26 protein-coding genes and 1 tRNA gene are annotated in these 26,948 nt (G+C 67.3%); 10 read left to right on the forward strand and 17 right to left on the reverse strand.

The window, feature by feature from the left end; translation table 11 throughout:
• Nucleotides 1–64: 64 nt before the first annotated feature.
• Nucleotides 65–661: an HdeD family acid-resistance protein gene (locus tag E3T22_RS09770; protein WP_088456193.1), complete on the forward strand. Its 597-nt coding sequence runs from the start codon at nucleotides 65–67 to the stop codon at nucleotides 659–661.
• A 9-nt stretch (nucleotides 662–670) separates the two neighbouring features.
• On the opposite strand, the gene E3T22_RS09775 is transcribed toward E3T22_RS09770, so the two are convergent.
• Nucleotides 671–1,429 (reverse strand): SDR family oxidoreductase, encoded by a 759-nt coding sequence (locus E3T22_RS09775; protein WP_088456194.1) that lies wholly within the window; start codon nucleotides 1,427–1,429, stop codon nucleotides 671–673.
• A gap of 93 nt (nucleotides 1,430–1,522) precedes the next feature.
• On the opposite strand from E3T22_RS09775, the gene E3T22_RS09780 reads away from it, so the two are divergent.
• From E3T22_RS09780 to E3T22_RS09795, 4 genes are all read left to right on the forward strand, one after another.
• On the forward strand, nucleotides 1,523–1,993 hold the full coding sequence (locus E3T22_RS09780) for an NfeD family protein (protein ID WP_134480006.1): 471 nt from the start codon (nucleotides 1,523–1,525) through the stop codon (nucleotides 1,991–1,993).
• Between the two features lies 1 nt (nucleotide 1,994).
• A complete protein-coding gene (locus E3T22_RS09785) occupies nucleotides 1,995–2,969 on the forward strand; it encodes an SPFH domain-containing protein (RefSeq protein WP_370291343.1) in 975 nt (324 codons plus the stop codon).
• A complete protein-coding gene (locus E3T22_RS09790) occupies nucleotides 2,959–3,711 on the forward strand; it encodes a glycerophosphodiester phosphodiesterase family protein (protein ID WP_241983655.1) in 753 nt (250 codons plus the stop codon). The genes E3T22_RS09785 and E3T22_RS09790 overlap by 11 nt, the downstream gene beginning before the upstream one ends.
• Before the next feature lie 118 nt (nucleotides 3,712–3,829).
• Nucleotides 3,830–4,192, forward strand: a complete 363-nt coding sequence (locus E3T22_RS09795) for an RNA polymerase-binding protein RbpA (protein WP_088456196.1) — start codon at nucleotides 3,830–3,832, stop codon at nucleotides 4,190–4,192.
• Nucleotides 4,193–4,241: 49 nt separating this feature from the next.
• Here the strand turns inward: E3T22_RS09795 and lnt are convergent, their stop codons facing one another.
• The 10 genes from lnt to E3T22_RS09845 all read right to left on the reverse strand — a co-directional run bounded on the left by lnt (nucleotide 4,242) and on the right by E3T22_RS09845 (nucleotide 14,620).
• The gene (gene lnt / locus E3T22_RS09800) at nucleotides 4,242–5,843 is read right to left on the reverse strand and encodes an apolipoprotein N-acyltransferase (RefSeq protein ID WP_241983656.1); all 1,602 of its coding nucleotides are present in this window, start codon (nucleotides 5,841–5,843) and stop codon (nucleotides 4,242–4,244) included.
• Nucleotides 5,844–5,852: 9 nt separating this feature from the next.
• Nucleotides 5,853–8,297 (reverse strand): RNA helicase, encoded by a 2,445-nt coding sequence (locus tag E3T22_RS09805; protein WP_088456197.1) that lies wholly within the window; start codon nucleotides 8,295–8,297, stop codon nucleotides 5,853–5,855.
• A gap of 8 nt (nucleotides 8,298–8,305) precedes the next feature.
• On the reverse strand, nucleotides 8,306–9,094 hold the full coding sequence (gene tatC / locus E3T22_RS09810) for a twin-arginine translocase subunit TatC (protein ID WP_327015742.1): 789 nt from the start codon (nucleotides 9,092–9,094) through the stop codon (nucleotides 8,306–8,308).
• An 11-nt stretch (nucleotides 9,095–9,105) separates the two neighbouring features.
• Nucleotides 9,106–9,348: a twin-arginine translocase TatA/TatE family subunit gene (gene tatA / locus E3T22_RS09815; protein WP_088456198.1), complete on the reverse strand. Its 243-nt coding sequence runs from the start codon at nucleotides 9,346–9,348 to the stop codon at nucleotides 9,106–9,108.
• Nucleotides 9,342–9,683 carry a hypothetical protein gene (locus E3T22_RS09820; protein WP_103459785.1) on the reverse strand — a complete coding sequence of 114 codons (342 nt, stop codon included), beginning with the start codon at nucleotides 9,681–9,683 and terminating at the stop codon, nucleotides 9,342–9,344. The genes tatA and E3T22_RS09820 overlap by 7 nt, the downstream gene beginning before the upstream one ends.
• Nucleotides 9,683–10,705 carry a YafY family protein gene (locus E3T22_RS09825; protein WP_088456200.1) on the reverse strand — a complete coding sequence of 341 codons (1,023 nt, stop codon included), beginning with the start codon at nucleotides 10,703–10,705 and terminating at the stop codon, nucleotides 9,683–9,685. The genes E3T22_RS09820 and E3T22_RS09825 overlap by 1 nt, the downstream gene beginning before the upstream one ends.
• Complete coding sequence (locus E3T22_RS09830) at nucleotides 10,702–11,742, reverse strand: YafY family protein (protein ID WP_103459786.1); 1,041 nt, start codon at nucleotides 11,740–11,742, stop codon at nucleotides 10,702–10,704. Before E3T22_RS09830 ends, E3T22_RS09825 begins: the two co-directional genes overlap by 4 nt.
• A 76-nt stretch (nucleotides 11,743–11,818) precedes the next feature.
• On the reverse strand, nucleotides 11,819–12,784 hold the full coding sequence (locus E3T22_RS09835; RefSeq protein WP_134409024.1) for an FKBP-type peptidyl-prolyl cis-trans isomerase: 966 nt from the start codon (nucleotides 12,782–12,784) through the stop codon (nucleotides 11,819–11,821).
• Between the two features lie 106 nt (nucleotides 12,785–12,890).
• The gene (locus tag E3T22_RS09840) at nucleotides 12,891–13,892 is read right to left on the reverse strand and encodes a tRNA (adenine-N1)-methyltransferase (RefSeq protein WP_088456203.1); all 1,002 of its coding nucleotides are present in this window, start codon (nucleotides 13,890–13,892) and stop codon (nucleotides 12,891–12,893) included.
• Entirely contained in the window at nucleotides 13,889–14,620 is a 732-nt protein-coding gene (locus E3T22_RS09845; RefSeq protein WP_255416804.1) for an HAD family phosphatase, read from the reverse strand. Before E3T22_RS09845 ends, E3T22_RS09840 begins: the two co-directional genes overlap by 4 nt.
• A gap of 83 nt (nucleotides 14,621–14,703) precedes the next feature.
• Between E3T22_RS09845 and E3T22_RS09850 the strand changes: the two genes are divergently transcribed.
• Nucleotides 14,704–15,645 carry a PAC2 family protein gene (locus E3T22_RS09850; protein ID WP_088456204.1) on the forward strand — a complete coding sequence of 314 codons (942 nt, stop codon included), beginning with the start codon at nucleotides 14,704–14,706 and terminating at the stop codon, nucleotides 15,643–15,645.
• A 20-nt stretch (nucleotides 15,646–15,665) separates the two neighbouring features.
• Here E3T22_RS09850 and mshC read toward each other — a convergent pair whose 3' ends face one another.
• Genes mshC through E3T22_RS09865 form a run of 3 tightly spaced genes read right to left on the reverse strand, consistent with a single transcriptional unit; the run spans nucleotide 15,666 to nucleotide 19,200 of the window.
• Entirely contained in the window at nucleotides 15,666–16,955 is a 1,290-nt protein-coding gene (gene mshC / locus E3T22_RS09855) for a cysteine--1-D-myo-inosityl 2-amino-2-deoxy-alpha-D-glucopyranoside ligase (protein WP_088456205.1), read from the reverse strand.
• Nucleotides 16,956–16,968: 13 nt separating this feature from the next.
• Nucleotides 16,969–17,823, reverse strand: coding sequence for an undecaprenyl-diphosphate phosphatase (locus E3T22_RS09860; protein ID WP_134480008.1), 855 nt, complete (start codon nucleotides 17,821–17,823; stop codon nucleotides 16,969–16,971).
• 51 nt (nucleotides 17,824–17,874) lie between these two features.
• Nucleotides 17,875–19,200 (reverse strand): M20/M25/M40 family metallo-hydrolase, encoded by a 1,326-nt coding sequence (locus E3T22_RS09865; RefSeq protein ID WP_088457993.1) that lies wholly within the window; start codon nucleotides 19,198–19,200, stop codon nucleotides 17,875–17,877.
• Nucleotides 19,201–19,305: 105 nt separating this feature from the next.
• On the opposite strand from E3T22_RS09865, the gene E3T22_RS09870 reads away from it, so the two are divergent.
• From E3T22_RS09870 to E3T22_RS09880, 3 genes are all read left to right on the forward strand, one after another.
• Nucleotides 19,306–19,390 (forward strand) — tRNA-Leu (locus E3T22_RS09870).
• Between the two features lie 330 nt (nucleotides 19,391–19,720).
• Complete coding sequence (locus tag E3T22_RS09875; protein ID WP_088456207.1) at nucleotides 19,721–22,192, forward strand: GH36-type glycosyl hydrolase domain-containing protein; 2,472 nt, start codon at nucleotides 19,721–19,723, stop codon at nucleotides 22,190–22,192.
• A 35-nt stretch (nucleotides 22,193–22,227) separates the two neighbouring features.
• Entirely contained in the window at nucleotides 22,228–22,944 is a 717-nt protein-coding gene (locus tag E3T22_RS09880) for a hypothetical protein (protein WP_134480010.1), read from the forward strand.
• 64 nt (nucleotides 22,945–23,008) lie between these two features.
• Here the strand turns inward: E3T22_RS09880 and E3T22_RS09885 are convergent, their stop codons facing one another.
• Nucleotides 23,009–24,604, reverse strand: a complete 1,596-nt coding sequence (locus tag E3T22_RS09885; protein ID WP_134480012.1) for an ABC-F family ATP-binding cassette domain-containing protein — start codon at nucleotides 24,602–24,604, stop codon at nucleotides 23,009–23,011.
• Nucleotides 24,601–24,981, reverse strand: a complete 381-nt coding sequence (locus E3T22_RS09890) for a hypothetical protein (RefSeq protein WP_088456210.1) — start codon at nucleotides 24,979–24,981, stop codon at nucleotides 24,601–24,603. The genes E3T22_RS09885 and E3T22_RS09890 overlap by 4 nt, the downstream gene beginning before the upstream one ends.
• Nucleotides 24,982–25,046: 65 nt before the next feature.
• Between E3T22_RS09890 and E3T22_RS09895 the strand changes: the two genes are divergently transcribed.
• Entirely contained in the window at nucleotides 25,047–25,937 is an 891-nt protein-coding gene (locus E3T22_RS09895; RefSeq protein WP_134480014.1) for a hypothetical protein, read from the forward strand.
• On the opposite strand, the gene E3T22_RS09900 is transcribed toward E3T22_RS09895, so the two are convergent.
• A complete protein-coding gene (locus E3T22_RS09900) occupies nucleotides 25,934–26,860 on the reverse strand; it encodes a DnaJ domain-containing protein (RefSeq protein WP_088456212.1) in 927 nt (308 codons plus the stop codon). The genes E3T22_RS09895 and E3T22_RS09900 overlap by 4 nt on opposite strands.
• Between the last annotated feature and the right edge of the window lie 88 nt (nucleotides 26,861–26,948).

Below are 26,948 nucleotides of genomic sequence, written 5' to 3' on the forward strand. Positions count from 1 at the left end.
GGCAGTTTGATTGTCGGGTCGACGGCGCGTAGCCGTGGGAGCGGCATCGGATTAGGTTGGCGCCATGCCCAACACCGTCGGACCCACCAGCGCAGTCTTCGCCATCGCCATCGACCCTCGGCAGCTGAGCGCCAGAGAGATAAGCGGCATCCGGGTGGCCTTCGCGGTCAGCGCCGTGGTGGCCATCGCCATCGGGGCGATCCTGCTGGTCTGGACCGAGGCCACCCTCACGGTCATCGCGGTGTTGTTCGGGCTCTATTTCGTGATCAGCGGGGTCGTCAGGATCGCGCGCGGGGTTGCCAGCACCGGGTCGGCCGCCGGCGGCCGGGTGCTCAATATAGTTCTCGGCGTGCTGGTGCTGATCCTGGGCATCCTGGCGCTCCGGAACCCCGAGGGGTCGTTGGCCGTTCTCGGACTGGTCGTCGGCATCGTCTGGATCGTCGAGGGCGTGGCGGCGCTGGTGGAGTACACCACGGACTCCAGCCGCTGGCCCGGAATCCTGCTCGGCGTTGTCGGCGTCCTGGCGGGCCTGATCGTGCTGTTCGCGCCGGTGCAGACCATCGGCGTCCTCGTCACGATCGGCGGCATCATGCTGATCATCTCGGGACTCGTCCAGCTGGTGCGCGCGTTCACCTTCGGGCGGGGCGTCAGTGCCGGGTGACTGACGGTACTAGCTGGTGAAGTCGGAGGTGTCGCCGACGTAGCGGGTGTTGTTCGCCGGGACCGGCTCGACGGCGGCCAGTACGATCTCCGCGGCGAACTCGCTGACGTTGTACAGCTTGCCGGCAGAATCCTGGCGGGCGCTGATGGCACCGGGATTCGCACGCTCGAGCAGGACCGCCGTGATGGTGCCCTGGATCATGTCACCGGAGACGACGACAAAACCGATGCCGGCCTCGGCAAGTTCGGGGATGACGGCGCGGAGCGCGTCCTCGCCGGCCCGCTTGCTGCGGGCCACCGGCTCGTAGACGGCCACGTTCGACGCGGTGTCGACGAAATGCGCCTGGTGGCTCGTGATGAAGACCACGCGGGCGCCGTCGCTGAGCAGCGGCACGGCCGCGGTGAGCAGGTTGACCTGGGCGTCGCGGTTCAACTGCATGGCATAGTCCTCGGCCATGCCGGACTCCATGCCGCCGGAGGCATTCATCACGAGGATGTCGAGTCCGCCGTACTCGGCGCGGATGGTGTCGAACATGGCCGAGACGGATTCCGCGTCGGTGAGGTCGGCGGCCACGGTGATCGCGGTTCCGCCGGCGGCGCGGATGGCGTCGGCCAGCTTGGTGGCGCGCGCTTCCTTGTTGCGGTAGTTGATGACGACCTTCGCGCCGGCTTCGGCGAAGTAGGCGACGGTGTCGGCTCCGATCCCCCGGGACGAGCCCGTGACGAGGATGCGCTTTCCCGAGAGACTGCCGGGCTGGAGGGGATTCATCGTAGGTGTGCTCACGGTGATAAACACTACCAACATGCCCAACACCTCCAAGTGCTAGCGTCATCTGCAAGCGACGCTAAGAGGGGCGACGACATGGTGGATGTGACGGACTACCTGTGGATCGTATGGCTGGTCTTCATCCTGGTCTGCGTCATCATCGAGCTGCTGACCCTGGATTTCACCTTCCTGATGATCGCCGTCGGCAGTCTCGCCGGGCTGGGAGCGAACCTGCTCGGCTGGGAATGGTGGGTGCAGATCCTCGTCGCCGGCGCCGTCTCGGTGCTGCTGTTGCTGCTCATCCGCCCGGTGCTCTTACGCCTGATGGCCAAGAGCGCGGCGGCAGTGCCACCGAGCAACGTGGCCGCGCTGATCGGCATGGGAGGGCGGGTGTCCTCCACCATCGCCGAACTGGGCGGCCTGGTCAGGCTCGACAACGGCGAGACCTGGACGGCCCGCCTCTCCCCCGACCGGACCCCGACCCGCATCGATCCCGGCGAGCGGGTCCTGGTGTCGGCCATCGAAGGCTCCACAGCTGTTGTCGTCCCCGAGGAAAGGACCGATTAACGTGCCAAATCTCGATCAACTCCTGCTCCAGATCTTCATTGTGGTCCTCATCATCGTCGTTCTGGTCTTTGTCGTGGTGGTGCTTGTGCGCACCATCCGCATCATTCCGCAAGCCAGTGCCGGTGTCGTCGAACGCCTCGGCAAGTACCACAAGACCCTGATGCCCGGCCTCAACATCCTGGTGCCGTTCATCGACCGGGTGCGGCCGCTCATCGACATGCGCGAACAGGTGGTGTCTTTTCCCCCGCAGCCGGTGATCACCGAGGACAATCTGGTGGTGTCGATCGACACCGTCGTCTACTTCCAGGTGACGGATGCCCGCGCCGCGACCTATGAGATCGCCAACTACCTCGGCGCGGTCGAGCAGCTGACCACGACCACCCTGCGCAACGTGGTCGGCGGGCTCAACCTTGAAGAGGCTCTGACCAGCCGCGACAACATCAACGGGCAACTGCGGATCGTGCTGGACGAGGCCACCGGGAAGTGGGGCATCAGGGTCGGCCGGGTGGAGCTGAAGGCCATCGACCCGCCGCACTCGATCCAGGACTCGATGGAGAAGCAGATGCGCGCCGAACGAGACCGCCGAGCTCTGATCCTCACGGCCGAGGGCACCAAGCAGTCCGCCATCCTCACTGCGGAGGGCGCGCGTCAGGCCTCGATCCTGCAGGCGGAAGGCCAGGCAAAGGCTGCCGTGCTGCGGGCCCAGGGAGAGGCGGAGGCCATCACCACGGTCTTCAAGGCCATCCACGACGGCGACCCCGACCCGAAGCTCCTCGCCTACCAGTATCTGCAGACCCTGCCCAAGCTGGCGGACGGCACGGCGAACAAGCTCTGGATCGTGCCCAGCGAGCTGACCGAGGCGATGAAGGGGATCGGTCGGGCCTTCGGCCCGACTCCGGTTGCCGGCTCCCACCCGGCTCCCGCCGACGCAGCCGGGATCGGCCCAGAGGCCCCGGGACCCGATCGTGAACGCTGACCTGACGACCTTCCTGTCCCCGCCAGTGCCGCGGATCCTCGCGCACCGGGGCCTGAGCACGCAGGCGCCGGAAAACACCCTGCTCGCCTTTCTACAGGCCATCGTCGGCGGGGCTACGCACCTCGAAACCGATGTGCACGCCAGCAGCGACGGCGTCGCCGTGATCAGCCACGACCCGGTCCTGCCGAATGACGGCCCGGCCGTGAACGCTCTCACGATGGCCCAGCTCAGCCGGGTCGACCTCGGCGCGGGCCAGACCTATTGCTCGCTCGCGGAGGCCTTGGCCGCCTTCCCGGACGCCAGGTTCAACATCGACGTCAAGTCCGCCGACGCCGTGCTGCCCGCCGCGCGCGCCATCCGGGCCGCCGCCGCATCCCGCCGGGTGCTCCTCACCTCGTTTTCTGAGAGCCGGCGACGTCGGGTGCTCCGGGCCGTCCCCGGAGCGGCGACGTCGGCGTCTGCCCAGGGAATCGCCCTGATGCTGGCCGCGGTCGGCCTCCGGCAGCACTGGGCGCTCCCCCGCATCCTGCGCGGGGTCCACGCCATCCAGGTTCCGGTTCGGGCCGGACGGCTGCGTATCGTCACCCCGCGGGTGATCAACCGGATGCATGCCATCGGCGTGGAGGTGCACGTGTGGACCGTCAACGACCCGGCCGTGATGGCCCGGCTGTTGGCGCTCGGCGTGGATGGTCTCGTCACCGACCGATGCGACCTCGCTGCCCATGTGGTCGCCCGGCGGTGAAACCGTCTGCGACAGGCGGCGGTTTCTGAGAGATCCCCGCGAGATCGGCGGTAACGGAAAGATAACGCACAGCTTGATGGTTTAGAACTGAGAATGCATCGCGAGAGGAGACCACACGATGGCAGATCGTAGTTTGCGTGGCATGAGGTTGGGTTCACAGAGCCTGCAGAGCGAAGAGGGCGTGACCTTTTCCCCACGCGTGAGTCACACGTACTTGTGTGCAACGTGCGAACGCGAGACGGTGATGATTTTCTCCGCCGAAGCCGAGGCACCAGATGAGTGGGAGTGCCGTTTCTGCTCCCAGACCGCAACCCGGTTGGTTGATTCGAAGCCCGTGGTCGTCGACCACTCCGACGAAAAGATCGCCCGCACCCACTGGGACATGCTCCTGGAGCGTCGCACCCGGGCCGAGCTCGAAGAGCTGCTGGAGGAACGCCTCGCGGTCCTGCGTCAGCGTCGGGGCCAAAAAGTCGGCGCGTAACCGGCTCAGCGGGCAGCCTGGCTCCCGCGCACACACCTGACGGCGTCGGCTAACCCCGGCGCCGTTTGCGTATCTTCGCGCGGTCGGCGACAACCGGCGCCGGCGCCAACCGGGGGCCGGCGTCGGAGAGCCGTAGGGCTCTGGCCGACACGACGCAGAACAGCAGCCCCGCCAGGCCGAGGCCGGACACGAACCATTCCAGGGGCCGGCCGGCCGTCATCGCCGGTGTGGTCGACACGCTCAGCGGAACGGTCTGGATCATGGCACCGGGCACCCAGGTGGGCAGGCTGTCGAGCGTCTCACCGTCCGGCGTGATGATAGCGCTCGTTCCGACGGTCGAGATGTTCACCACCGTGCGTCCGGCCTCGATGGCTCGGAGCCTCGCGATCGCCAGCTGCTGCACCGACTCATCCGTGCGACCGAAGTCTGCGTTGTTGGTCTGGGCCAGGATGATCTCGGCGTCGTCGTCGATCATCTCGTGCACGAGCTGGTCGTCGGCGATGTCGAAGCAGATGGCGATGCCCGCGATGATGCCATCGATGTCGAAGACATTGTCCCGGGTGCCGATCTCGTAGTCCCGGGAAACCAGGTCGATCAGATCGGGCGCGAACGGTCGCCAGAAGGCCCGGTCCGGCATGTACTCCGCGAACGGGACCGGGTGCACCTTGTCGTAGAGGTCGACGGCGCCGTCGTCGGCCGTCCAGAGCAACGAGGTGTTGTAGAACTTGCCGTCCCGCTCGGTGATGGTTCCGGCGATCAGCGGAGCATCCATGGCCCGGCTGATGTAATCCGCAACGCGGGCCGATTCCGTCGAGCGGAGCGGGTCGACGTCGATGCCGTTCTCCGGCCAGACGACGAAGTCGACAGGGTCACCCACCAGTGGCAGGGTCGCCGAGACGTGGTCGTTCAGGATCTGGCCGGGCTCATTCTGCGCGAACAGGCCGGCGTCGGAGGCGCCCTGCACGGCCGCGATACGGGCGGTCCCGCTTTGCAGGGTCGGCCAGGCGGGGAACGCCAACAGCACCGCCACCGCGGCCACCGCGATCGCAGACCTGGCGCCGACGCGCACCCCGGGCTCGCGGCACAGTTGCACAGCCAGGGCGCTGAGCCAGACCATCACAAAACTGAGACCGGACATGCCCACCCAGGCGATGAGCCCGTTGAACGGGCTCTCGGATTGGGAGATGGCGATGCGGCCCCAGGCGAAACCACCGTATGGCCACACCGCGGAAATCGCTTCCCGAGCCGTCCACAACCCGGCGACGACGACCGGCAGGACACCGATCCGGCCGGCGACGGACGGCCAGAGGCGTGGGCCGACGTTCAGCACCACTGCGGTGAGCGCCAGGCCGACCGCGAAGAAGAGCGCCTCGAGCCCGGCCAGGGCCAGCCAGGGCACCGGGCCGAGGTACAGGGTGAGCCAGCTGATGTGGATGAGCCAGAACGACAGGCCGGCCACCAGGCCGACCAGCAGGCCCGTCCAGGGCCCGCGTCCGAGTAGGGCCAGGAACATCAGCGCCGCACCGACGGGGGCCAGGATCCACCAGGACCGATCCGGGAACCCGGCGTCCATGATCGCGCCGGCGCCGGCGGCCAGCAGAATCGCCGCCCACAGGGGCAGGCCGGTGCGTCGGAGTATGCCGGTGTTCACTTCAATAGCCTAAGCGACCGAGGAATACGCCACGATGCCGCGCCGAATGGAGTCCATCGCCACCCGCGCCGTCCGACCGACGGGGCCGTCCGCGACGAGCGAGAGCTGGTCGAGGAGGTCGATGGTCTGCTTGGTCCAACGCACGAAGTCACCCGCAGCCATCTCGGCCTCCTCCAGCACCAGGCCGAGCGAGTCGCCACGCGCCCATTTCCACATCGCCAGGCTCAGACCACCCGCGAGGGGGTTGCTGCCGGGCAGCTTGTGGTCCCGTTCGAGGTCGTCGAGCTGGCTCCACAGGATCGAGGTGGCGTCCAGCGCGGGCCGGAACGGGCCTTTGGGCAGGAACCTCTCGTCGGTCTCGCCCTCGTCCCGGCGCGGTTCGAAGACCAGGGCGCACGCCATAGCGGCGAGGCTGGGCGCATCGAGGGAGTTCCAGAGGCCACGGCGCAGCGATTCGGCGACGAGCAGGTCGCGGTCGGCGTAGATGCGGCGCAAGATGCGGCCGCTCTCGCTCAGCGTTACGGCGCGGCCCTCGCCGGGCACAAGGTAGCCGAAGCCGAGCAAGACATCGGTGACCCTGTCGAACACCCGGGCGACGGCCCCGGTGCGGGCCGTGATCTGGCTGGTCAGCGCCTCGGTCTCCCGGGTCAGTTTCCACCACCTCTGTGCCCAGCGGGCGTGGGCTTCGCGGTCCGGGCAGCTGTGGCAGGGGTGCGCGCGCATGCGCTTCCGCAGAGCGGCCAATTCCTTCTGGCGCCGGTCCCGGCCCCGCGCATTCGAATCGGCGGCGGCATTCTCACGTTCGAGGTCGGACAGACGTCGCCGGATGCCCGAATACTCGGTGAAGTCGCCCAGGTGGCAGGCCATCGAGGTGGCGTACCCGTCCAGCGAACTCTGCTGCTGCCGCACCCGGCGGGCCAGGTCGACCACGGCGCGGTCGGCCTGGAACTGTGCGAACGAGGACTCCAGAACCTCCCGGGTGTGTTCCCGGCCGAACTGGTCGATGAGGTTGACGGCCATGTTGTAGGTGGGTTTGAAGCTGGAGTTCAGCGGGTAGGTGCGCCGGGACGCCAGCGAGGCGACGGCCTGCGGGTCCAGGCCCTGCTGCCACTGGATGACGGCGTGCCCCTCAACGTCGATGCCGCGGCGGCCGGCGCGACCGGTGAGCTGGGTGTACTCCCCCGGCGTGATCGGAACCCGCGCTTCACCGTTGAACTTCTCGAGCTTGTCGAGCACCACGGTGCGGGCCGGCATGTTGATACCCAACGCCAGCGTCTCCGTGGCAAAAACGGCTTTGACCAGTTTCTTCTGGAAGAGCTCTTCGACGACTTCCTTAAAGGCGGGCAGCATGCCGGCGTGGTGGGCTGCCACGCCCCGTTCAAGACCGTCGAGCCACTCCCAGTAGCCCAGAACGGCAAGGTCCTCGTCGAGCAGGGTGCGGCAGCGTTCGTCGACGATCTGCCGGATCTGATCGCGCTCGGCGGTGTCGGTGAGGCGCACGCCGGCGCGGAGGACCTGGCGCACGGCCTGATCGCAGCCGACCCGGCTGAAGATGAAGAAGATGGCGGGCAGCAGGTGCTTGCCCTCGAGCATCCGCACGATCTCGGCTCGGTCCATGCGACCGGACTCCGCTTGCGCGCGCTGCTGGTGGTACCTGCTCTGGTTCGAGCCGCGGCGGCCACGGCCTGACCTGTCGGAGAGCGGCCGACCTCCGGCCTGATTCAGTCGCACCAGCTCCGGGTTCACCCGGTGGGTGGCGGCCAGCCCCGACGAATCGAACAGGTCCAGCATCTTGCTCTTGACCAGCACGTGCTGGTCCAGTGGGACCGGCCGTTCCTCCGAAACAATGACGTCGGTGTCGCCGCGGACGGCCTGCAGCCAGTCACCGAATTCCTCAGCGTTGGACACCGTCGCGCTCAGCGACACCATCCGCACCGACTGGGGCAGGTGGATGATGACCTCTTCCCAGACCGCCCCGCGGAAGCGGTCGGCCAGGTAATGAACCTCGTCCATGATGACGAACGCGAGATTGCCGAGCAGGTCGGAATCGGCGTAGAGCATGTTGCGGAGCACTTCGGTCGTCATCACGACGATCCGGGCGCCGGCGTTGACGTTGGTGTCCCCCGTGAGCAGGCCCACCTGGTCTGCGCCGTATTCGGCGACGAGCTCCTGGAATTTCTGGTTGCTCAGCGCCTTCATCGGCGCGGTGTAGAAGACCTTGGCGGTCTTCTGCTGCATGGCCAGGAAAATGGCGAACTCGGCGACGACGGTCTTGCCGGCGCCGGTGGGCGCGGCGACGAGCACGCTGTTCCCGGCCTCGAGCGACGCCCCCGCGGCGAGCTGGAAGGAATCCAGGTCGAAGCGCAAGCCCCGACGGAATGTCTCGAGTTTGGGGGTCTGCGCCCGCAGGCGTGCTGCTGTGTACCGGTCCGCCGGTGACTGGAGGTCTGTCATCTGGTGCGCTAGAGCGCCAACTCCCGTTCGAGGGCACGGGCGCGCCGGGCGGCGCGCTTGTCGTGCAGGTACGCGATTCCGTATGCGGCGAAGTACAGCAGGATCATCGGGACCGCGAGCATGAACATCGAGATCACGTCGGCGGCCGGGGTGGCGATGGCGGTGAAGAGGATGATCACCAGAACGGCGATGCGCCAGGACTTGATGATCGAGGCGGCGCTGATCACCCCGGCAAAATTGAGCAGGACCACAAAGACGGGCAACACAAAGGCGATGCCGATGGCGACGAGTAGTTTGAGGGTGAAATCCAGGTAGTTCTGGGCGTTGATGAAGGCCGCGTCCTCCGGCGGCGCGAAGCTCGTCATGAGGCCGACGACCTGCGGCAGCACATACCAGCCGGCCGCACAGCCGGCGAGGAACAGGGGCACCGCCGTCAGCACGAAGCCGTAGACGTACTTCTTCTCGCCGCGGGTGAGGCCCGGCATCAGGAACGCGAAGATCTGGTACAGCCAGATCGGGCTGGACACCACCAGGCCCACGTAGAACGCGATCTTCAGCTTGAGGTCGAAGGCAGAGGTGATGTCGGGGTAATTGATCTGTGCGTTCCGGTCCTGCGCCTCGATGATGGCGTAGATCGGTTCGCGCAGCGCGGACCAGACTCCCTCGGAGAGCATCCAACCTATGATGGCTCCGACGAGGATACCCGCGGCGGCACGGAACAGGCGCTTGCGCAGCTCGACCAGATGCTGGCCCAGCGACATCGTGCCCGCACGGTTCGCACGCTTGGTGGTGCGCACGGCCACGGGAGTTAGGACTTCGTCTGGTCGCCCGGGCCGACGGTCCGCGTCGTACCGTCAGCGGCGTCCGGGTGCGCCGGCGTGCCGGTCTTGTCTGCAGGCTCGTCAACGGTGTCGCTCTTGATCTCGTTCTTGAAGATCTTCATTGACTGGCCGAGGCTGCGGGCCAGGCCGGGCAGCTTGGGCGCACCGAACAACAGCAGGATGACGACGAGGATGATCAGAAAGTGCCATCCGGTCAGATTGCTCAACATGAGGGTCGATCCTCTGGCTTGTAGGGAGTGTGTTGGATTAGTTTACCCCGGTTGATCCTGAGATCCCGCCGGTGCGCTCGTCGGTGCGCACGCTCGATGCGAGCCTGGTCGATCGCGGCGGCCAGGTCCCGTCGCTTCTGGAACACCGCCGGTGAGAATGGTTTCCTCGGCAGCGCGGTGTCGAGGTCGAGTTCGGCCAGCTGGTCGCCAAGGTCTTCGAGGGCGCCGAAGGTGACCATCAGCTTGCGAAACAGGCGCACCGCGAACCAGGCCAGCATCGCGAGGAGCCCGGCGACCAGCAGCGCCCAGATCAGGATCCAGGACCAGACCGGCATCAGGTCGTCGCCCCGGCGGTGGGCTCGCTCTGCGCGGTAGCCGGCGACTCGTACCGGGCGGCGCCGGCGGCCGCCCACTCGGCGACGGTCTGTCTGGCCAGGCCCGGATCCACCACGGTGACGACGCCGGACAGGCCGGCAACGAGCCGTTTGAGACCGTGGAAGTGCGACACCCGCACCTGCGCCCTGGAGCGTCCCTCGTCGTCGGCCGGTCCGTGCGGAACCGGCCCATAGTCGGCGAGGAGTTCCAGGGCCGCAGCCGGCAGTTCGATCGTGACGGTGAGGTCGTCGGCCGTGCCCTGGAACAGGGTGTCCGGCAGGAGGACGCCGTCATCGTGGGCGTCAGCGGGCACATCCGTCGAACGCAGGTTGCTCATCCGGTCGAGTCGGAATGTGCGCATGGCCTCGCGCAGATGGCACCAGCCGCGCAGGTACCAATCGCTGTCGACCGATTCGATCCGCAACGGGTCGACACAGCGATGCTCATCGGTCCCCCGGGCATTGAGGTAGTCGAATTCCACCTGGGTACCCGCCCGCACGGCGGCTTGGATGACCGAAATGGCCACGTCGGCGTCGGTGCGGGACACCGCGAGCTGGCTGGGAGCGCCCGTGGAGCTGCGGGTGAGCTTGGCCATCAGCGTGGCGATGGCGTCCCGGTCGCCGTTCTCGGGGAGGGCGGAGAGATACTGCAGCCCGGCGATGAGCGCGGCTGCCTCTCGGGCCGAGAACCGCGGCGAATCGTCGATGGCTACCAGGTGGGTGAGGACGATGTTGTCGTTGGTTTCGAATTCGTCCCACTGGATGTCGAAGAGGTCGCCGTGCAGGTACTGCCGGGTCTCCCCAGGCACCCCCGACATGGCGATGAGGTTCACCGCATCCCGCACCCGCTCGGGAGTGACCCCGAAGTGGTCGGCCACCGCGGTGACGCTCACTTTGTCGTGGTCCATCAGATACGGCACGAGGGACAGCAGGAAGGTGAGCTTGTCCGATGCTCCGAACGCGACGGGCTTGGCGGCGGTCATCGTGCGGCCTCCGGCCGGGGCAGTGGCGTCTCGATCAGTGGGGCGTGGCTGTCCCGCACCCGGCGGAGCCGTTCCAGGACGGCGTCGATCAGGGTGGGCGGGGACAGCACGTAGACCTCCGGTCCGTAGCCGGCCAGCTCGTCGGCGAGGATGTTGACGTCGGTGTAGTGCAGTTCGACGCTGTCCGCGGCGCTTCCGGGCTCGCCGCGCTTGCTCAGCCGCACCGCGGCATCCGAGCCGGGTTCGACGGTGATCAGTGCGACCTGGGCCTGCCATAACGCGTCGAGTTCGGCGAGGGCCCGTTCGCCCTGACCGTCCTCGGCCGGCGCGATGGTGCGACCGGGCACGGTCACCACGGGGCCGACGATCCTGGCGAGCAGGAAGGTGCGGGTGGCTCCGGCATCCTGATCGGCGGCGTACAGGTGCCACCGGCCCTCGTGCAGCACCACGGCCAGCGGGGCGATGACCCGGCGGCGCGGCGCGCTCTCGCCCGGTTTGAGGTAGAGGAATGCGACGACCTGGCCGCGGTCCATGGCCTTGCCGAGGGGTTCGAAGGACGCCTCGCGGGCGCGCAGCGACGGTGCGTAACCGATCACAGGGTCGCTCGAGTCGATGCCGAGAGAGTTGAGCTTGGTGAGTGCGCGGCGGGATTCGGCGGAGAGGGACCCCTCCCGCCACACCGCGGCGGCGAGTTTGAGCAGCATGATCTCGTCGGGCGAGAAGACGATGTCTGCCGGCAGGTCGTAGAGTCCCTTGGGGATGCGGTAGCGCAGATGGTGGTTGCTGCCCGGGTCGTCGGGCGACTCGATGGTCTCGAGCGGGATGCCCAGTTCCCGGATGTCGTCCTTGTCGCGTTCGAACTGCCGCTCGAGGCTGGCGTTGTCACCGCCGACCCGGAACCGTTGCCGGTAGCCCTGGACGGTCGAGAGGATGTCGGCCTTGGTCAGGCCGATCTGGGTGGCAATGAGCGCAAGGACCAGGCTGAAGAGGCGTTCTTCGACAGTGACCGGGTGCGGCTGTTCTGGGGTGGGCGACACGTACGCGATTCTATCGGTGGTGCACTCAATGGTCGGCCCATCCCGTTGGGGACCGCGGGATGGGCCGGGAAGCCGGTTAGTCGACGCCGAGGATGTCTACGACGAAGACCAGCGTGGAGCCGGCCGGGATGGTGTCGGTCGCCTGGTCGCCGTAAGCCTGGTCGGGCGGGAGGACGGCAACGATCTGGGATCCGACGGTCTGGCCGATGAGAGCGTTGGCGAAGCCGGGGATCACGCCGCCCTCGGTGGTGGAACCGTCCGCGGCCACGAAAGCGGCCGGGGTTCCGGCGGCCCAGCTGGAGTCGAAGACCTCTTTGGAGTCCCAGACGACACCGGTGTAGTGCACGGTGACCGTGGACCCGTCGGTGACGGTCTCGCCGTCGCCCTTCTTGAGCACGCCGACCTTCAGCTCGGTGGGCGGCTCGGCCGAGGGAATCGTGATGCCGGGGGTGCCGTCATCCGCGAGGACCACGGCGGGCAGTCCGGCCACGGGCAGCTGGTCGGCGCCGTCGGCGCGGGTGAGGTACGCCTTGACGACGTCGAGCACGAACACGAGCGAATCGTCCGCGGCGACGCCGATGTCTTCGTTGCCGCCGGCCGGACCGAAGGTGTCGGCCGCCGACGCGACAACGGCGACCCTGGAGCCCACCTGGGCACAGAGCAGACCGTCGGTCAGGCCGGTGAGGGTCTGGTCGTTGAGGACAAAGCTGGCCATGGTGGTGCCGTCGTACGAGCTCTGCTCAATGGCCTCACCCGTGGTGGCGTTGAAGACGCTGAGGTCGACCTGCACCTTTTGGCCTTCGGTGAGGCCGGGGCCGGTGCCGTCGATGATCTCGCTGCGCTGAGTGGTCTCGGTCTTCAGCGGGGTCGGGAAGTCGACGGTGGGGGACGAACCGAACTTGCCGGTCACCTCCACCAGCTTGGACGCGTCGCCGGAGGACACCGGAGCCGTGCAGCCGGCATTGTCGGGGCCGGCGCTGCAGGCGGTCAGGGTCGCGAGCACCAGGCCGGCGGTTGCGATAAGTGCGGGAACTTTACGCACGGGTCCTCATTTCGATACGGGGAGGCGGCAGCGTGATGCCGTCGAGTGACTTTCGGGGTGAATGCTGGCCGAAACCGCTGGTGCGGGCGGCAGGCCGAAGCCCATCCTATCCGGCGTCGAGGTCCCGAGCCTTGGAGAGCGCCGCGCCGTTCTCGGCGGTGCGGTTGCGCTTGCGCATCACCTTGGCGCTGACGGACCTCTCGCCCAGGGCGCCCGGGGTCCACAGCTCGACGTCGGCGTCGCTGAAGTCAGTTTTTGAAGGGCGACGCTTGAGCTCGGGCAGGATCGTGTCCGGTGCGAGACGGCGGGCGGTGATGAGGAAACCGGTGTGACCGATCATCCGGTGGTCGGGGCGAACCGCGAGGCCTTCCACGTGCCAGCCACGCACCATCGTCTCGTGTGAATCGGGGTTGGTGTAGTTGCCGGTGGCGCGGATGGCCTCCGCGACGCGGGACAGCTGGGTGACGGTGGCCACGTAGCAGAGCAGCACTCCCCCGGGCTTGAGCGCGTCGGAGACGACAGCGATGCACTCCCACGGGGCGAGCATGTCGAGCACGACCCTGTCGACCGACTGGGCCGGCATGGTCTCCGGCAGCGTGTCGGCGAGGTCGCCGAGCGTGATGGACCAGTTCTGCGGGTCGCTGCCGAGGAAGGTGGCGACGTTGGCGCGGGCCACGTCGGAGAATTCCTCCCGGCGTTCGAAGGAGGCCAGGGTGCCGGCCGGGCCGATGGCGCGGAGCAGCCAGAGGGACAGCGCCCCGGAGCCGACGCCGGCCTCGACCACCGTGGCGCCGGGGAAGATGTCGGCCTGGGCGAGGATCTGGGCGGCATCCTTGGGGTAGATGATGGCCGCGCCGCGGGGCATGCTCATGACGAAATCGATGAGCAGCGGACGCAACGCGAGGTGTTCGACGCCCACGTTGTTGGTGACGACGGACGCGTCGGGCAGGCCGATGATGTCGTTGTGCTCGAGGATGCCCCGGTGGGTGTGGAAAGTCTTGCCCGGTTCGAGGGTGATGGTGTTCAGCTTGCCCTTGGGGCCGGTGAGCTGCACTCTGTCGCCGGCGCGGAACGGACCGCTGTTCTGGATGACCTGGTTGTCGCTCATGCGCGTGTTGCGTCCTCGGTGTGGGTAACGGTGCGGGTGGATGGGGAAGGTCGTCGGGTCAGGTAGAGCTCCGTCAGGGTGGCCAGCGAGCTGCCGGTCAGGCTCTGCACCAGCGTGTAGTGCTCACTCTCCTCGAGGGGAACCATGTGCGGAACCGCGACGACGACGGCGCCGGAGGCGACGGCCGCTGCGACGCCGGGCAGGGAGTCCTCGATCGCGACGGAGTGCCTGGGGTCGACGCCGAGGATGCCCGCAGCGGTGAGGTAGGCCTCGGGGTGCGGCTTGCTCTGCTGCACCATGTCGCCGGAGACGATGGTGGCGAAGGCGTCGAAGCCAACGAGGTCGGCGATCTGGCGGGCCATCCTGTGTTCGGACATCGTCACCAGGGCCATCGGCATCCCGGCGCCGTGCAGTTCGGTGAGCAACTCGTGGGCCCCGGGGCGCCACGGGATGCCGGCCGAACCGAGCTGCTCCTGAACCCGGGTGGTCAGCACCTCGACGATGGCCTCAGCGGCGAGGTTCACCCCGCGGTTCTGCAGGATGGCGGCGGAGCCGAGCAGGCCGGAGCCCACCAAGAGCATGGCGTCTGCGTGCGTCCAGACGCCGCCGAAGGACTCCACGAGCTCGTGTTCGGCTCGCATCCAGTACGGTTCGGTGTCGACCAGGGTGCCGTCCATGTCCCAGAGAACGGCGGCGGGTGGGGACGAGAATGCGGGGATCAGTGTCACGGGGTTCAAGTTTAGGGGGCACGGCCTATCCTTGAAGGAGGCAACCCAGTCGTGGTGGCCGGAATACACGAGGTTTCACTCAAGTGACAGACGGCAATGGGTTCCTCAGCGGACGTCTCCTGGTGGTCGCCTTCGAAGGATGGAACGATGCGGGTGAAGCCGCAACGGGCGCCGTCAGCACGCTGAAAGAGCTCCTCGATGTCGAAGAGGTCAAGCGGATCGACCCCGAACTCTACTTCGACTACCAGTTCAACCGCCCCAGCATCTCCACCGATGAGGACGGCCACCGGGTCATCGAGTGGCCGAGCGCGGTCATGTACGGTCCCGTCGTTCCCGGGGCCAGCGGGGTTCCGTTGGCCGAAGACGCCCAGCTCAAGGTCAGCGGCACCAACGCCGGAAACATCTACCTGCTGGTCGGAACGGAGCCCTCGCGCAGCTGGAAGAGCTTCACTGCCGAGATCCTGGACTCCGTGCTCGCCGCGGATGTGAGCGGGATCGTCTTCCTCGGCGCGATGCTGGCGGACGTGCCGCACACCCGGCCGATCTCGATCTTCGTCTCGAGCGACAATCCCGAGGTGCGTGCCGAGTTGCAGATCGAGCGCAGCAGCTACGAGGGGCCCGTGGGCATCCTCAGCGTGCTGGCCTCGGCGGCCGAGACCGTGGGTATCCCGAGCCTGTCGATCTGGGCATCCGTGCCGCACTACGTGCACAACGCTCCGTCGCCCAAGGCCATGCTCGCCCTGATCGACAAGCTCGAGGAGATCATCGACGTTGTGATCCCCCGCGGCGACCTGGTTACCGACGCCTCCGAGTGGGAGACGGGCATCGACGCCCTCGCCGCCGAGGACGAGGAGATGGCAGCGTACATCGGTCAGCTCGAGCAGGCCAGGGACACCGTCGACTCACCGGAGGCCAGCGGAGAGGCGATCGCCCAGGAGTTCGAGAAGTACCTGCGGAAACGCGGCGACGGCGGCCGGGACGGCTGGGCCGACGGCCGTCAGGGCCCGGAGCCCCGCCAGCCCTAAGGCGGACCAGCCAGGGTGGGCTAGAGCTTGACGCCCAGGAGCGCGTCGATCGCCGCGGCGACGAGGGCACGGTCGTCCACGCCGGCCGCCACAGCAGCGTCCACAGCGTCCAGGGCACCCCGGGTGTCGAGATCGTCGACCAGCGCGGCGCGCATCCGCTCGACAACCGCCGCAGCGCTCTCGAACGCCGAGACTGCAGCGCCGGCCGCGGAGTCAACGGGGTCGACGGGGCCGAAGGCCGACGTCCACGCCGCCAGGCGAGCCTCGGCATCAACCAACTGCTGCGCGGTCCACTCCCAGTCGGTGCGGTAGTGCTGAGCGAGCAGGGCCAGGCGGATGGCGCGTGGGTCGGTGCCGCCGGCCCGAAGGCGGGAGACGAGAACCAGGTTGCCCAGCGACTTGCTCATCTTCTCGCCCTGGTAGGCGACCATGCCGGTGTGGCTGTACACCTGGGCCAGCGGATGCCCGGACAGCGCGGCGGCGTGGCCGGCGCTCATGTCGTGGTGCGGGAAAATCAGGTCGCTCCCGCCGCCCTGCACGGTGAAGTCGGTGCCGAGCTCGGCGAGGGCGATGACCGAACACTCGATGTGCCAGCCGGGGCGGCCGGCCCCCACGGGTGACTCCCAGGAGGGCTCTCCCGCGCGGGCGGCACGCCAGAGCAGCGGGTCGAGCCTGTCGCGCTTTCCGGCCCGGTCGGGGTCTCCCCCGCGCTCGGCGAACAGGGTGAGCATGGTGCTCTGATCGAGGTTGCTCTCCTCGCCGAGGGCCCACGGCGCCTGGCGCTCGGCCGCCCGGATGTCGAAGTACAGGTCGGCGCCGGGTCCGTCGGGCGTGGGCAGCGCATCCGGTGTCGGCACCTTGTAGGCCAGCGCGGACTGGCGCAGTGCCAGCACCGCGGCGCTGATGTCGTCGATGACGTCGGTCACGGCCACAAAATCGTCGGGCGGGATGATGCCCAGGGACTCCATATCGGCCCGGAACAGGTCGGTCTGCTCCACGGCGAGGTCACGCCAGTCGACGCCGGTCGCGGTGGCACGTTCCAGCAGCGGGTCGTCGACGTCGGTCACGTTCTGGGCGTAGTGCACCCGGTAACCGCCGTCACGCCACACGCGCTGCAGCGTGTCGAAGGCGAGGTAGGTGGCCGCGTGGCCGAGGTGGGTGGCGTCGTACGGCGTGATGCCGCAGACGTACAGCCTGGCCACGTCGGTCGGTTTGGCTTCGACGATCGAGTCCGTCGCGGTGTCGTGCAGGCGCGGGGCCTGTGAGAGTCCCGGAATCGACGGGATGACGGGGTGTGACCAGGCGCGCATACTTCCAGCCTAACTACGCCGTGATGGTGCTCGTGCCCAGCAGGATCATCACGACGATGCCCAGCGCAATGCGGTAGACCACGAACGGCATGAAACTGCGCTTGGAGATGTAGTTCATGAAGAAGCCGATGACGAACAGCGCCACGACGAACGCCACGACGGTGGCGACGAGGGTTTCCAGCGGGCCGAACAGTTCGGGCGTGCAGTTCGCGGCGGCCACGACGCAGGGTTCCTTGATGGACTTGTAGACCTGGTAGAAGCCACTGCCGAGAACGGCGGGGATCGCGAGCAGGAACGCGTATCGGGCGGCGGCGGCCCGCTCGTAGCCGAGGAACAGGCCGGCCGTGATGGTGCCGCCGGAACGCGAGACCCCGGGGATGAGCGCCAGCGCCTGGGCGAAACCGAAGATGACGCCGTGCCCGACGGTGAGGTCGTCCAGTTTGCGGCGCTTGGCACCGACATAGTCGGCGACACCCAGGAGCACGCCGAACGCGATGAGCATGATCGCGGTGACCCATAGGTTGCGCAGGCTGGTTTCGATCTGGTCCTGGAAGAGCAGGCCCAGGATGACGATGGGCAGGGTGCCGAGGATGATCAGCCATCCCATCCGGGCATCCGCGTCGCTGCGCGGTACCTTGCCGACCAGGGACTTCGCCCATTGGCCGATGATGCGCACGATGTCGCGCCAGAAGAAGATCACCACGGCCGCCTCGGTGCCGATCTGGGTGATCGCCGTGAACCGGGCGCCGGGGTCCTCACCGGTGCCGAGGAACTGACCCACGATGCTGATGTGGGCGCTGGAGGAGACCGGCAGGAATTCGGTCAAGCCCTGGACCAGGCCCAGGATGACCGCGTTGAGGAAGTCCACGTGATACTCGTTTCGCTTGTGCGGTGTGCTGGCCGTTAGCGCTTCAGTGGGCTAGTACGTCGTCAGCAGATCGGTCAAAACCGTCCTGCCAAACACTAATGCGTCCAGTGGCACACGCTCATCAACGCCGTGGAACAGCGCCGGAAAATCCAAATCGGCTGGGAGTTTCAGCGGGGCGAAGCCGTATCCTTTGATGCCCAGTTTGCTCAACGCCTTGTTGTCGGTGCCGGCAGGCATGAGGTACGGGAGCACCGGAGCGCCCGGGTCGTGGGTGCCGAGGGTCTGGACGATCCGGTCGATCAGCGGGCCGGCGAACTCGGTCTCCAGCCCCACGTCCTGGTGCATCACCACGATTTCGATATCCGGGCCGACCAGCTCGGCCAGTTCGGCCAGCACGGCGTCTTCCTCGCCGGGCAGGGAACGCACGTCGATGAGGGCCTCGGCGCGATCGGGGATGACATTGTGCTTGTAGCCGGCTTGCAACACCGTCGGGTTCATGGTGGTGCGCAGGCTCGCCTGGATGAATCCGGATGCTGTGCCCGTCGCCAGGGCCAGCTCGTCCGGACCCATGGACTGCGGCTCCACACCGAGGATCCGGGCGATCTCCGAAAGCAACTGCCGGGTGGTGTTCGTCAGGCGGATCGGCCACTGCCGCCGACCCACCTTGGCGACGGCCTCGGCGAGCCGGGTGATGGCGTTGTCCGTGACCAGCCGGGAACCGTGGCCGGCCGGGCCGTGCGCCACGAGCTTGAGCCAGATGAGAGCCTTCTCACCGGTTTGGAGCAGGTAGGCCCGCTGGCCGCCGATGCTGATCGAGTAGCCGCCGACCTCGCTGATGGCCTCGGTCGCTCCCGCGAACAGGTCCGGGCGGGTGTCGACGAGGTGGTGCGAGCCGTACACTCCCCCGGCCTCCTCATCGGCGAAGAACGCGATGACGAGGTCCCGCTCTGGCTGGCCACCCTGGTCGAGCACATCCGTGAGGGACGCCAGGATCATCGCGTCCATGTTCTTCATGTCGACGGCGCCGCGCCCCCACAGCATGCCGTCCTTGATCTCGCCGCCGAACGGATCCACCGACCAGTTCGCCGGGTCGGCGGGCACCACATCGAGGTGGCCGTGCACGACCAGTGCGCCCTTGCTGCGGTCGCGGCCGGGTACCCGGGCGACCACGCTGGTGCGACCCGGCTCCGAATCGAACAGCTCCGGCGCCAGGCCCAGGGCGCGCAGCTTCTCGGCGACGTACTCCGCCGCATCCGTCTCGCCGTTGGAGCGCCCCTCGCCATAGTTCGTCGTGTCGAACCTGATGAGGTCGCGGGCGATCTCGGTGGTGAGGTCGAGAGCATTGGCCGAAACGGGGCCGGTGGCGGGGGCTGTCATGCAGTTCACGCTACCGGGCATGGAACCCACCGGTGTCCGGAAGTGGTTTGGATCCGTGCTAAGTTATTCCCCGGCAGCAAAACATAACTGCGGCCAAAACATCCAGTCCGGGTGGCGGAAATGGCAGACGCGCTAGCTTGAGGTGCTAGTGCCCGTATAGGGCGTGGGGGTTCAAGTCCCCCCTCGGACACGGAGATTGTTGGTAAGACAACGATCAACGAGAACTGGTTGAGACAGTTCACGGGCCGGATCTCAGGATCCGGCCCTGTCTCGTTTAACGAGACTTCTGGCGACTCGGTATTGCTCGTCGTCAGCGCGCACCGACGGTGCGCCGCGCTCTGCGCCCGGTGAAGATTCCCGGAACGCGACAGGTCACGTGCCGTCGCCACAATCCTGATGCTAGAGTCATCCCAGGCGCTCGTGAGAGCGCTCTCACAGAGACCAGGCCCGGCTGCGCCGGCGGATTCAGAACAATGGATCCCCGCGACACCCGGTCCCTTGAAACCGAAAAGGTGCACGCATGAAGTTCGGCCACTTCGACGATGAAGCCAGGGAATATGTCATCGAGACCCCGTTGACTCCCTACCCGTGGATCAACTATCTCGGCAGCGAGGACTTCTTCTCGCTGGTCTCGCACACGGCGGGCGGGTACACCTTCTACAAGGACGCCAAGATGCGCCGCCTGACTCGCTACCGCTACAACGACGTCCCCACAGACTCCGGTGGACGCTACTTCTTCATCAAGGACGGCGACGACGTCTGGACGTCCAGCTGGCTGCCGATGAAGAAGGACCTCGATTTCTTCGAAACCCGGCACGGCATGGGTTACACCCGCATCACCGGCGAACGCGGCGGCCTGCGGGTCTCCACGCTGTACTTCGTTCCACTCGGTGAGACGGCGGAGGTGCAGAAGGTCACGATCACCAACACGTCGGATGCGGTCAAGACCTTCTCCCTGTTCTCCTACCTGGAGTTCTGCCTGTGGAACGCCCAGGACGACCAGACCAACTACCAGCGCAACCTTTCCATCGGCGAGGTCGAGGTCGACGGCAGCGCGATCTACCACAAGACCGAATACCGGGAGCGCCGCGACCACTACGCCGTGTACGGCGTGAACGCCGAGATCGCCGGCTTCGACACCGACCGCGAAACCTTCGTCGGACTCTACGAAACCCTCGCGGAGGCCAAGGTCCCGCACGCCGGCGCCGCGGCGAATTCGATGGCCTCCGGCTGGTACCCGATCGGCTCCCACCAGGTCGACTCGACCCTGCAGCCCGGGGAAAGCCGTGACCTGGTCTTCGTTCTCGGCTACGTCGAGAACAACGCCGAGACCGGCGAGGAGAAGTGGGCCGACGACGCCAAGCAGGTCATCAATAAGACCCGGGCCCAGGCCCTCCTCGCGCGTCTGTCCACCACCGAGGCCGCGGATGCCGCCTTCGACGCCCTCGGGGTCTACTGGACGGACCTGCTTTCCGCGTACACGGTGACCTCGCCCGACGACAAGCTCAACCGGATGGTAAACATCTGGAACCAGTACCAGTGCATGGTGACCTTCAACATGAGCCGCTCGGCGTCGTACTTCGAGACCGGCATCGGTCGCGGCATGGGCTTCCGGGACTCGACCCAGGACCTGCTCGGTTTTGTGCACCTGATCCCGGACCGCGCTCGCGAACGCATCCTGGACATCGCCGCGACCCAGCTGCCGGACGGGTCGGCGTACCACCAGTACCAGCCCCTCACCAAGCGGGGCAACAACGAACTCGGGTCCGGCTTCAACGACGACCCGGCCTGGCTGATCATCGGGGTGGATGGTTACCTCAAGGAGACCGGCGACTACACGATCCTCGACGAGGTGGTGCCGTTCGACAACAACGACGCACTCGCCGAGACCCTGTACACCCACCTGACCCGGTCGTTTGAGTTCACCCTGAACAACCTCGGTCCGCACGGGCTGCCGCTGATCGGGCGCGCCGACTGGAACGACTGCCTGAACCTGAACTGCTTCTCGACAACGCCGGGCGAGTCGTTCCAGACCACCGAGAACCAGGCCGGCGGGGTCGCGGAGTCCACCTTCATCGCCGCGCAGTTCGTGCTCGCCGCGGGCCAGTACGCCACCATCGCCGAACGCGGTGGGGACACCGTGCAGGCGAACAAGGCCCGCAAGGCCGCCGCCGACATGAGCCAGGCGCTGTTGACGCACGGCTGGGACGGCGACTGGTTCCTGCGTGCCTACGACTTCTACGGCAACAAGGTCGGCACGGCCGAGGATACCGAGGGTCAGATCTGGATCGAGCCGCAGGGCTTCGCGGTCCTCGCCGGCGTCGGCGTCGAGCACAACAGCGACGGCACCCCGGTCAAGACCAGTCCCGCGTTCCGTGCCCTCGATTCCGTGGACCGGCTGCTCGGCTCCGAGCACGGCCTGGTGCTGCAGTACCCGGCGTACAAGAGCTACCGCATCGAATTGGGCGAGGTCTCGACGTATCCCCCGGGCTACAAGGAGAACGGTGGCATCTTCTGCCACAACAACCCGTGGGTGATCATCGGCGAGACCGTGATCGGCCGCGGCGCGAAGGCGTTCGACCACTACCGGAAGATCACCCCCGCGTACCGGGAAGACATCTCCGAGGTGCACCGCACCGAGCCCTACGTGTACGCCCAGATGATCGCCGGCAAGGAGGCCTCCAGGCACGGCGAGGCCAAGAACTCCTGGCTGACCGGCACGGCGGCGTGGAACTTCGTGACCGTATCCCAGTACCTCCTGGGCGTGCGCACCGACTACGACGGTCTCGTGGTCGACCCGCAGATCGGACCGGACGTCGCGGAGTTCACCGTGACCCGGCAGGCCCGCGGTGCGACGTACGTCATCACCGTGGCCAACTCGGGCCGTGAAGGCTCCCGCGCCAGCCTCGAGGTCGACGGTGTTGCCATCGAGGGGCGCACGGTTCCGTACGCGCCCGCCGGCGCGACAGTGCAGGTGCGCGCGACCCTGTAGGGGAACCAGTTGCGGCCGGCCGGATACTAGTGAGTATGGACGTCTACCGAACAGCCCGCGCACGGGCCTGGCCGCTGTGCGTCGCCGTTGCGTGCGTCGGTGTGCTGATCACCGGATGCGGCCACGGCGACGCCACGGCTCCGTCCGCCGCCGGCCCGACCATGGGGTCGGCGCCGGCCGGGCCCAGCGCTGACGAGGTCTTCACCGCGTGCGGCTCACCGGGGATCGTGGACTACGACCCGATCGAGTCACTGGCGGTGCTGGCCCGGGACAGCACCGTGGTGATCATGGGCGAGATCGCTCGGATCCAGGCGGGCCGCGACAGCACCTACACCGCATCGAACAAGACGTCGACGACGCGAAGCGCGGTGATCGTCGTGTCGAACGTCACGGTTGTGCACGGGAAACTGGACCCGGCCGTCAACGGCAGCGTGTACATCGAATTCGCTTCGGGCGGCCCGGACGAGTGCTCGCGGATTGTGCCGGCCGGAACGGCCATCGTCGCTTATCTGGAGCCGGCCTGGGATGGCGCCCGCAGCTACGTCGACGAGGACCCGACCTCCGAGTACGCGGAAATCCAGGAGCCCGGCGCCGGGCGGCCCGCCGGCCAGCCGCTGTACCAGGCATCCGCGCTCGAGGGTCTGGTCTGGCAACTACCGGGCAGCGCCGAGGTGATCTGGCCGCTCTACCTGGGCACCGGTCCCGGGTCGATACGTGAGGCCCTCCCGGACGGCACCCTCGCCGGCCCCTAGCGATCCTGAGGGGTCGCAAGAGCAGCCCCACACCCGCGGGCCGCGCCGGCAGGCGGTCAGGCGGTCAGGCGACGGCGACCTCGACCTCGCCGGGGTCGGCACCGAGCTGTCCGAAGATCAGCCGACGGTTGGCGATCTTGTCGGTGAAGAACCTGTCGTGGCTGACCACGACCACGGCGCCGGGGAAGTGCAACAGGGCCCGCTCCATCACCTGGGTGCTGGACATATCCAGGTGGTTGGTTGGCTCGTCCAGGAGCAGCACCGACGCACCGGAGAGCAGGCACTGGGCCATGGCCACCCGGGCTTTCTGGCCGCCGGAGAGGTTGCCGATCTTCTGCTTGAGGTCGGCCTCGGAGAACTGGAACATGGTCAGGAACCGGTTCACCGACTTGCGGGTCGCCGTGAACGCCAGGCTGCCTTCGAGCGCGTTGACCGCGTGGCTGACGGTGTCGGTGTCGTCCAGTTCGGCGAGTACCTGGTTGTACGACACCATCCCGGCGCCCTTCGCCCAGTCGACCTCGCCGTGATCCGCGGATTCCTCACCCGTGAGCACCCGGAGCAGGGTGGTCTTGCCGCTGCCGTTGGCACCGAGCACCACGATGCGGTTGCCGCGGCGGATTTCGAAGCTCAGGTCGTTGAAGAGCACCTTCTCGCCGTAGGCCTTGCTGAGCATCTCCACCCGGCAGAGCACATCCTTCACGTGCAGACCGCCGTAGATTTCGGTGATGATCTTGTCGACCGGCCGCGGCGTGCGGGACTTCTTGATGGTGGCCAGCTGGCTGCCGAGCTTGCGGCTGGCGTTCTTCTGGGCCTCGCGCCGGTCGGCGATGCCTTCGGATTCGAAAGCGAGCAGTTCGGACTCGTGCACAAACTGCTGCTCGAGGGTCTTCAGCCGGAACTGCTTCTGAACCACGTACTCGCCGAAGTTGCCCGGGTACTCGTGTAGGTGGAAGTTCTCCAACTCGATGATGCGGGTGACGACGGCGTCGAGGAAGGTGCGGTCGTGCGACACGATCACGGCGGCGCCCTTGAAGTCGCGGAACCAGCCCTCCAGCCACTCCACACCGGCCACGTCGAGGTAATTGGTGGGCTCGTCGAGCAGAAGCACGTCCGGTGCCTCGAGCAGGATCTTCGCCAGGGCCGCGCGGTTGCGCCAGCCGCCGGAGAGTTCGTCGATCGCACAGCTGCGGTGCGCTTCGTCGAAGCCGAGGATGGTCAGGGCAGCGTCGATCCGGCGCGGGTAGTCCCAGCCGTCCAGCCGGTCCATGTCCTCGAACAGTTCGGACTGGCGGTGGATCAGCCTGTCGAGCTCGGCGCTGGCCGAGGAGTCGGCGGCGATGGCAACGTCGATGGAGGCGAGTTCGGCCTCGACGGCCTTGATCTCCACGAACAGGGCGTCGAGGACCTCGGTGATGGTGGACTCGCCGTTCAGCTCGGAGAACTGGGAGAAGTAGCCGATCCTCACGCCGTCGTCGACGGTGACGGTACCGGTGTCCGGCGTCACCTGACCGAGGATCAGCTTGATGAGGGTGGTCTTGCCCGACCCGTTCCTGCCGATCATGCCGACCCTGTCGCCCGGCTCAAGCCTGAAGAAGGTCTCGCGGAGCACCTGGGTGTTTTCGAAACGCACGGTGACGTCGTTCAGCCGGATCAGGCTCATGAGTCCTGCTCCCCCTGCTCGGATGCGTCGACGATGCCGATGAACCGGCTGCCGATGCCGTCGACTTCGCGGCGGCTGAGGCCGGCCGCGGCGGCCGGGAGCTCGTCGTAACCGTGGTGGTCGCAGCTGAGGTAGGTGAACGTCGGCCACCATTTCTTCGGCCGCGCCGCCTCGGTGAACCCGCACACGCTGCAGGTGAGTTCGATCCAGACGGGCTTCTTGCCGGTGCGGTTCGCACGGGACTGCACGAGCCAGGCCGGCGGGTTGTTCTCGATCTCGGCGAGCTGGGCTTCGGTCATGCGGCTGGGAAGGTCGTGGCGCTGCGCCATCTCGAGGGGAATGTCGAGGCGGAGCGCTGCTTCTCGTCTGGTAATCATCAGGTTCAACGATAGGTGCTGCGACGGGCGCCAACGCCCCGGGGCGGGAACTGGTTCAATGAAGCATGCCTGAAACTGTTTCCCCGCTCGGCCTGCTGCTCGATGTCGATGGTCCGATCGCCAGCCCGGACACCCGCACCATCGCCACACCGAGCATCATCACCGACCTCATCACCCTGGCCGGCGCGAACGTACCCATCGGTTTCATCACCGGTCGGTCGGCGCAGTTCATCAGTGAGCAGGTGGTGGCCCCGCTGGTCGCCGCGGGCCTGCCGCGCGAGATGCGCATGTACGGGGTCTGCGAGAAGGGCGCCGTGTGGTTCCCGATCACCCAGACCGGCATGGGCGAGGTCGTCGTCGACGCCAGCGTCGCCCTGCCTGACCCCGTCGTGAGCCGCATCCGCGAGCTGGTCGCCACCGACTACGCCGACACCATGTTCTTCGACGAGACCAAGCTCGCCATGGTCTCCGTTGAACAACGCACGGATGTCGACCGGGCTGCCTACCACGCCGCTCAAGCGTCGTTCGAGGACGCCGCGTACACGATCATGATCGACCACGGACTGGGCGTGCGCTTCGGCGACAGGGTTTCCCCCGACGCCGAGGGAACAGTCCCGTTCCGTATCGACACCACCATCATTTCCACCGACATCGAATCGGTCGACCTTGACAAGGACCACGCCGCCAAGCGAGCCCTGGCCTTCTTCGCCGAGGGCGGACCGCTCCCCAGGCTGTGGCGCTCGGTGGGCGATTCCCGCAGCGACTACCTCATGGCCGACCACCTGCACGCCGCCGGCTACGAGGTGGCACACGTGGACGTGCGCCCGGCCGACGGCATCCTGGAGCGGCCGTACCCGGTGATCGTGGAGGGCGACCTCATCCACGATGAGGCCGGCGCCGCATTTCTGGGCTACTGGGTGCAGAAGCTCGGTCTCGGCGCGGCCGCGCCCGCCTAGTCTTCGACGAAGCGGATGCCGTTCTGCAGGGTGCTGCGCAGCTCGAACACCTTCTCGAAGCTGCCCCGTTCCATCCCGGCGATGCCGTCACGCAGCACCCCGACCAGGCGGGACCGTGGGATCACGACCACCATTGGCCGCCTGCCTCGGCTCGGCAGCGACACGGGTTCTGCCACGAGCTGATCAGGCACCACCACGACGAGCGCGGTGAAGCGCACCCGCAGGGACTTGGCGAGGATGCGTGCCGCGGACGCGAACTCGTCCAGCGGCTCCTCGCCTGGCGCAAGGCCATCGCCGACGAGTTCGCCGCGCTTGAGTTGAACGGGCGACCCCCAGTCCTCCGAGAGGATAGCGAACAGTCCGGCCGGGCCGAGAACGACGTGGTCGATCTTCTCGAGGTCCTCGCGGGTGGCGATGTCGTGCCAGGCGGTGTAGCCGATGCCCAGGCCCGAGATCAGCTGGGCTGTGCTTTCCTCGGCGAGGGCCTTGGCCAGCCGGTGTCGGATCTCCCGTGGCGCGGACCGCACCAGATCGGGGGCGTACGGGTCAGCGATGACGGTGCCGCGACCGGCCCATTCCCGCAGCATCGCGAGATAACGCTGGCGGGAGTGGCCGCCGGGATGCCCGTGCATCCTGGCCTTCATCCCGGTCGAGGTGGGCCTGCTTGTCGGGCGTGACGCGGTGCTGGCGCCAGAGTATGCGGTCTCCGGGTAGCGGGCCCCGTCGTAGGCGGCCCGGGACTCCGGGCTTCCGATGCGTTCCCAGGCGATCTGCACGGCGTGGAAGGAGGCCGCACTGCCGCCGACATCTGGGTGGGATTGCCGCAGCTTGAGGCGGTAGGCGCGTCGCAGCTCCTCGTCGGTCACCGACGGGCTCACGCCCAGCACCTCGTAGGGGCTGGCTGCGGCCGGACTCTCTGACATTCGTGCGGTCTCTTTCGGCCTGAAACGGGTTGGGTCGTACGTCTCCCAGCCTAGCCAGCGTTGCTGGTATCTCCCCGACACCGGGTGG

Origin of the sequence: Cryobacterium sp. TMB3-10 (assembly GCF_004402305.1) — a bacterium.
Lineage (GTDB): Bacteria > Actinomycetota > Actinomycetes > Actinomycetales > Microbacteriaceae > Cryobacterium > Cryobacterium zongtaii.